The following is a 4455-nucleotide window of genomic DNA, read 5'->3' on the forward strand; positions in this document are numbered from 1 at the left end:
AACCGCAAACGACATAATAAGACAAAAAGTTACAAGAGAAACATGGGAAATTTTAACGGTGTTGCATTAAATGTTGCAAGTTGCCCCAAGCCTCTAAGCATCCAAAATCATTTCAAAATCCCCCCCGTATGTGATATTATTAAGGAAATATTATCGGGAGAAAAAATGCAGCACACAAAAGCAGTTTTCTTTTTTATAGCAGCCATCACAGCCGTGCGCCTTTGGTTTATTACCCTTTTTCCCCTGCTGGGGGACGAGGCGTATTACTGGCAGTGGGCGCGGCATATGGATTTTGGTTTTTACGAACAGGGGCCCGGCGTGGCTGTTGTTATATGGCTGTTTACCCTGTTTACAAATATCAATACCATATTTACGGTAAGGTTAGGCGCAGTTATTCTTTCCGCCGCCACTATGATGATTTCCTTCCTTATATATAATAAGTTATACTCCCACAACACAAACAGAAAAGAAAATTTTATAAACATCCTTAACATGGCGTCTTCCGTTATATTCGCGGCGGGCAGCATACTTATGATGCATGACACCGTAATGGGGTTCTTTGCCGCGCTTTTCATACTGCAGATGCTTTATATCTGCGAAAAACCGGACAACAACACATACTGGGGTTACGCGGGTTTAATACTTGGGCTTGGCGTCATCAGCAAACTTACGCTTGCCACTTTTTATCCCGCGGTAATTATCTTCGCGCTTACCGCTTTTGCCGTAAACAAAAAACTTTTTAAAAGCCTTTTTATTTTCACCCTGTTCACTTTAATCGCGGCGTCGCCGTATATTTACTGGAATATCACGCATGATTTTGCCACCCTGAAATATCTTTTTATAAGGGGCGGCGGAAACGGCGGGTTCACGCTGAAGTATTTAGGCGAACTTATAGGCGCGCAGTTTGGTTTAATATCCCCTTTCCTGTTTCTGTTTATGATGGCCGCGGGATTTAAAGCCCTTAAGAACCGTGAAAACAAAAGCGAATACCTTATGGCTGTTTTGTTTTTTGTGTCCATAATCCCCTACCTGCTTTTATCGCTTAAAAGCAGGGTAGAGGCCAACTGGCCGGCATACTGTTTTTTACCGCTGTTTTTTATCACCACAAGGTATATTTTCAGCCTTAACCTTAAGCCCTTTTTAAAAAAACTTGCGGTTCACGGGCCGTACACGCTTGGCTTTATAGCGGTAATACTTATTCACATTCACCTTGTTCACCCCATACTTCCAATACCCGAAAAAGCAAACCCCCTTAAAAAAGCTTACGGCTACAAAGAACTTGCCGAAAAAGCGGACGGCGTTTATAATGCTTTAAAGCAAAAAGGCCCTTTATTTATCGCCTCAAGGCATTACCAGACGGCAAGCCTTCTTGCTTTTTATATGAAGGATAATCCGGAAGTTTACTGTTTAATACCCCACGAATCCCGCAAGCATTACAGGTTCTGGGACGGATATAAAAATTTTAAGGATGGCAGCTGTATGTTTATTTACGGCGCACCCTGGGAGCACGCGGAAATGGCCGTATATTTTACCGGCACTAAAACAACAGATGAATTTTTCTACAAAAAAGGCGCCGCTGAATTAAGGTTCTTTTTTGATTACAATACGGGGTTTAAGGGTATTCAATGAAAATAATTTCCAGGTACATAATAAAAGAGGTGTCATACGTAACCCTTATGGGTTTCTTTATATTCACTTTTTTCCTTATCATGAATTCCCTGTTTGTCATGAGCGACCTTGTGGTCAAATATGGCGTTGATATATTTACCGTTATTAAGCTTCTTATTTTATTGCTTCCGTCAACCGTGGCGGTTACACTGCCAATGGCTTTTCTTGTGGGTATCCTTTTAACTTACAGCCGCCTTGTGCAGGATAACGAATACCACGGCATGCAGGCGTGCGGTATAAGCGTGGCAAAGGTAACTATACCTTCCTTATTGCTGGCCATTGTAATAACGGCGGGCCTTGTGCTGTTTAACAACTACGTGCTGCCGGCCGCGAATCTGGAATACAAAAAGGTCTATTATGAAATAGTAAAAAAACGCTCCGGAATACTTATACAGGAACACACCTTTATAAAACAGTTTGACGATTACGTCTTTTACATAGGCGAAAAAGACAATAAAAACGAGCTTTTAAAAAACATCCTTATTTTTATCAAAGACAAACACAATTCCAACGAACCGGTTAAGGTAATAACTTCCAGAGAGGGCGAATTCATTTCCGACGAAAAAAGCTTCAGGATAGCGCTAAAACTTAAAAACGGCGTGCTTCAGACCGGATCTTTCACGGAACCGGAAAGGTTAAATTCAATCTTTTTCGCCGTTAATTACGTGGACCTGGACATACAGGGCGCCATGCGAAAAAAGAACATTGCCGATGATTTAAAAGGCTCGCGCGAAATGACAGCACAGGAACTTTACGCGGAAATGAAAAAAGGCCCGCAGAGCAGGCACGACAAAAACTGGGTTATTCTGGAACTGCATAAGAAATTTTCTCTTCCCTTCGCGGTTATAGCGTTTGCCGTTATAGGCATACCGCTTGGGCTGCTTACCAGAAAAGGCGGAAAAATTACCGCTATAAGTTTCTCTCTTGTACTGATATTTATGTATTACATACTGCTTTCCGTGGGGCAGTCTTACGGTTATTCGGGAAAATGGAACCACTTTACCGCGGCGTGGCTGCCTAATATTGCCATGATTGCAATAAGCGCGGTGCTTTTTATAGCAATATTCCTGCCTTTTATCGCCGTAAAAATAAAAAGCAGGCGGGCACAAAAATGAAAATACTTCATAAATACATACTGTCAGAAATAATAAAAGCTTTCGGTGTTATTCTTTCCGGCATTGTGGTTTTTATAATGGTGTCCAACCTTATAGACGAACTTCCCGTCCTGCTTACGCATAAACCCTCTTTATTTCTGCTTATGTATTATTATATACTGCGCGTCCCCTTTCTGGCTTCGCAGGCAATCCCTTTTGCCATGCTTCTGTCAATACTGTTTGTATTCAGCCAGCTTAGCCGCAATAACGAACTTACAGCCATGAAATCAGCCGGCATAGATTTCAGGAACATTGCCATGCCCGTGCTTGTGCTGGCGTTTCTTGTAAGCGCCGCCGCAATGGTGACAAACGAAACCCTTGTTTCAAAAAGCTATGAAAACGCCGCTTATATTAAGGACGTTAAAATAGAAAAAAAGAACATCTCTTCAATGCAGGTGTCACGCGACCTTGCAAAGCTGGCGTCTGACGGAAAGGTTTTTTATATTAAGTATTTTGACGGCCTTGTAGGCCAGATGAAAGGTATATGCATACTTGAAATAGACAAAGAATTTAACATAACTTACCGCCTTGACGCCAAAGAAGGCGTGTGGCAGGGCGGCACCTGGACGCTTAAAAACGGCGTGGAAAGGCATTTTAAAGACGGCGCGGAGACTGATACCAATATTTTTAAAAGCAAAGAACTGCACGTATCCGACGCGCCGGAAGATTTTATAGTAAAAAAACAGTCCTTTGACGACACGCTTGCCATAAACATATTCAGGTTAAGAAAAATAATCAACACCTTAAAATCAAGCGGTTTTAAATATAATGAAGAAGAGGTTAACTTTCACCTTAAAATCGCGTACCCTTTTGCCACTTTTATATTATCGCTTTTAGGCATATCAATCCCCTTTATGTTTTCCACCCAGCGCTCATTTGTAAACGCCGCAATAGGGTTTGTTGTCACAATTATAGTGTCGTTTTTCTACATGGGCTTTGTCACAATAGGGCTGTCAATGGGAAAAGCATCAATCCTGTCCCCCATCCTGTCGGCATGGATATCAAACCTTGTCTTTGCGGGGTTAGGTGTAATGGCGCTGTTAAGGGTGAAAAGGTAAAGTTTCTGTAATCGTGTGTAATAACGTAGAGACGCATCATGATGCGTCTCGTTTTTGTTTTCCCGCCTTTGTACCCGCTTATCTTTCCCTGCCGCCGCAGCGGTATTTCGTTTTGGTGCATGTGTCAGCTCGCATATTCTTCATCTTGTTCTTATCCCCGGTAATTTGTTTTGTCCTGTTTTTATCCCCGGTAATTTGTTTTGTCTTGTTCTTATCCCCGACAGTTTGTTTTGTCTTGTTCTTATCCCCTGTAGCCGCGTTCTTTTAGGGCGCGTTGTTGAAGCGAGCACGCGAGCGGAAATCCCCGCAATGCAGCGAGTTCACGAGCGAAAGCAGCGGGGATATTCCATAGACACCTTAGAAGACGTGATATATCATACCTCTTTTGGTAAATTTCAATGTTTGGCAGGCGCGGGTCTTTATCCCGCGGCAGTTTGTTTTGTCCTGTTCTTATCCCCGGTAATTTGTTTTGTCCTGTTCTTATCCCCGGTAGCCGCGTCCTTTTAGGGCGCGTTGTTTTGTTTTAGATTTGTTATTTTAGATTTTTTTCGGCACTGGTAGACGCGGGTCTTTAG

At 42.5% G+C, this 4455-nt stretch carries 3 protein-coding genes; all 3 read left to right on the forward strand.

Annotation, left to right across the window (positions count from 1 at the left end; translation table 11 throughout):
- The first annotated feature begins 165 nt into the window (after positions 1–165).
- From JXR81_02010 to JXR81_02020, 3 genes are read left to right on the forward strand one after another with little or no spacing between them, the layout of a single operon-like run.
- Positions 166–1629, forward strand: coding sequence for a glycosyltransferase family 39 protein (locus tag JXR81_02010; protein ID MBN2753621.1), 1464 nt, complete (start codon positions 166–168; stop codon positions 1627–1629).
- Positions 1626–2783 carry an LptF/LptG family permease gene (locus JXR81_02015; GenBank protein ID MBN2753622.1) on the forward strand — a complete coding sequence of 386 codons (1158 nt, stop codon included), beginning with the start codon at positions 1626–1628 and terminating at the stop codon, positions 2781–2783. The genes JXR81_02010 and JXR81_02015 overlap by 4 nt, the downstream gene beginning before the upstream one ends.
- Positions 2780–3880, forward strand: a complete 1101-nt coding sequence (locus JXR81_02020) for an LptF/LptG family permease (protein MBN2753623.1) — start codon at positions 2780–2782, stop codon at positions 3878–3880. The genes JXR81_02015 and JXR81_02020 overlap by 4 nt, the downstream gene beginning before the upstream one ends.
- Positions 3881–4455 lie beyond the last annotated feature (575 nt).

The organism is Candidatus Goldiibacteriota bacterium, assembly GCA_016937715.1.
In the GTDB taxonomy this organism is placed as follows: Bacteria; Oederibacteriota; PGYV01; order PGYV01; family PGYV01; genus PGYV01.

Coding starts and splice junctions, on each gene's coding strand:
- JXR81_02015 (MBN2753622.1), top strand. CDS start 1,626: ATGAAAATAATTTCCAGGTACATAATAAAAGAGGTGTCATACGTAACC.
- JXR81_02020 (MBN2753623.1), top strand. CDS start 2,780: ATGAAAATACTTCATAAATACATACTGTCAGAAATAATAAAAGCTTTC.
- JXR81_02010 (MBN2753621.1), top strand. CDS start 166: ATGCAGCACACAAAAGCAGTTTTCTTTTTTATAGCAGCCATCACAGCC.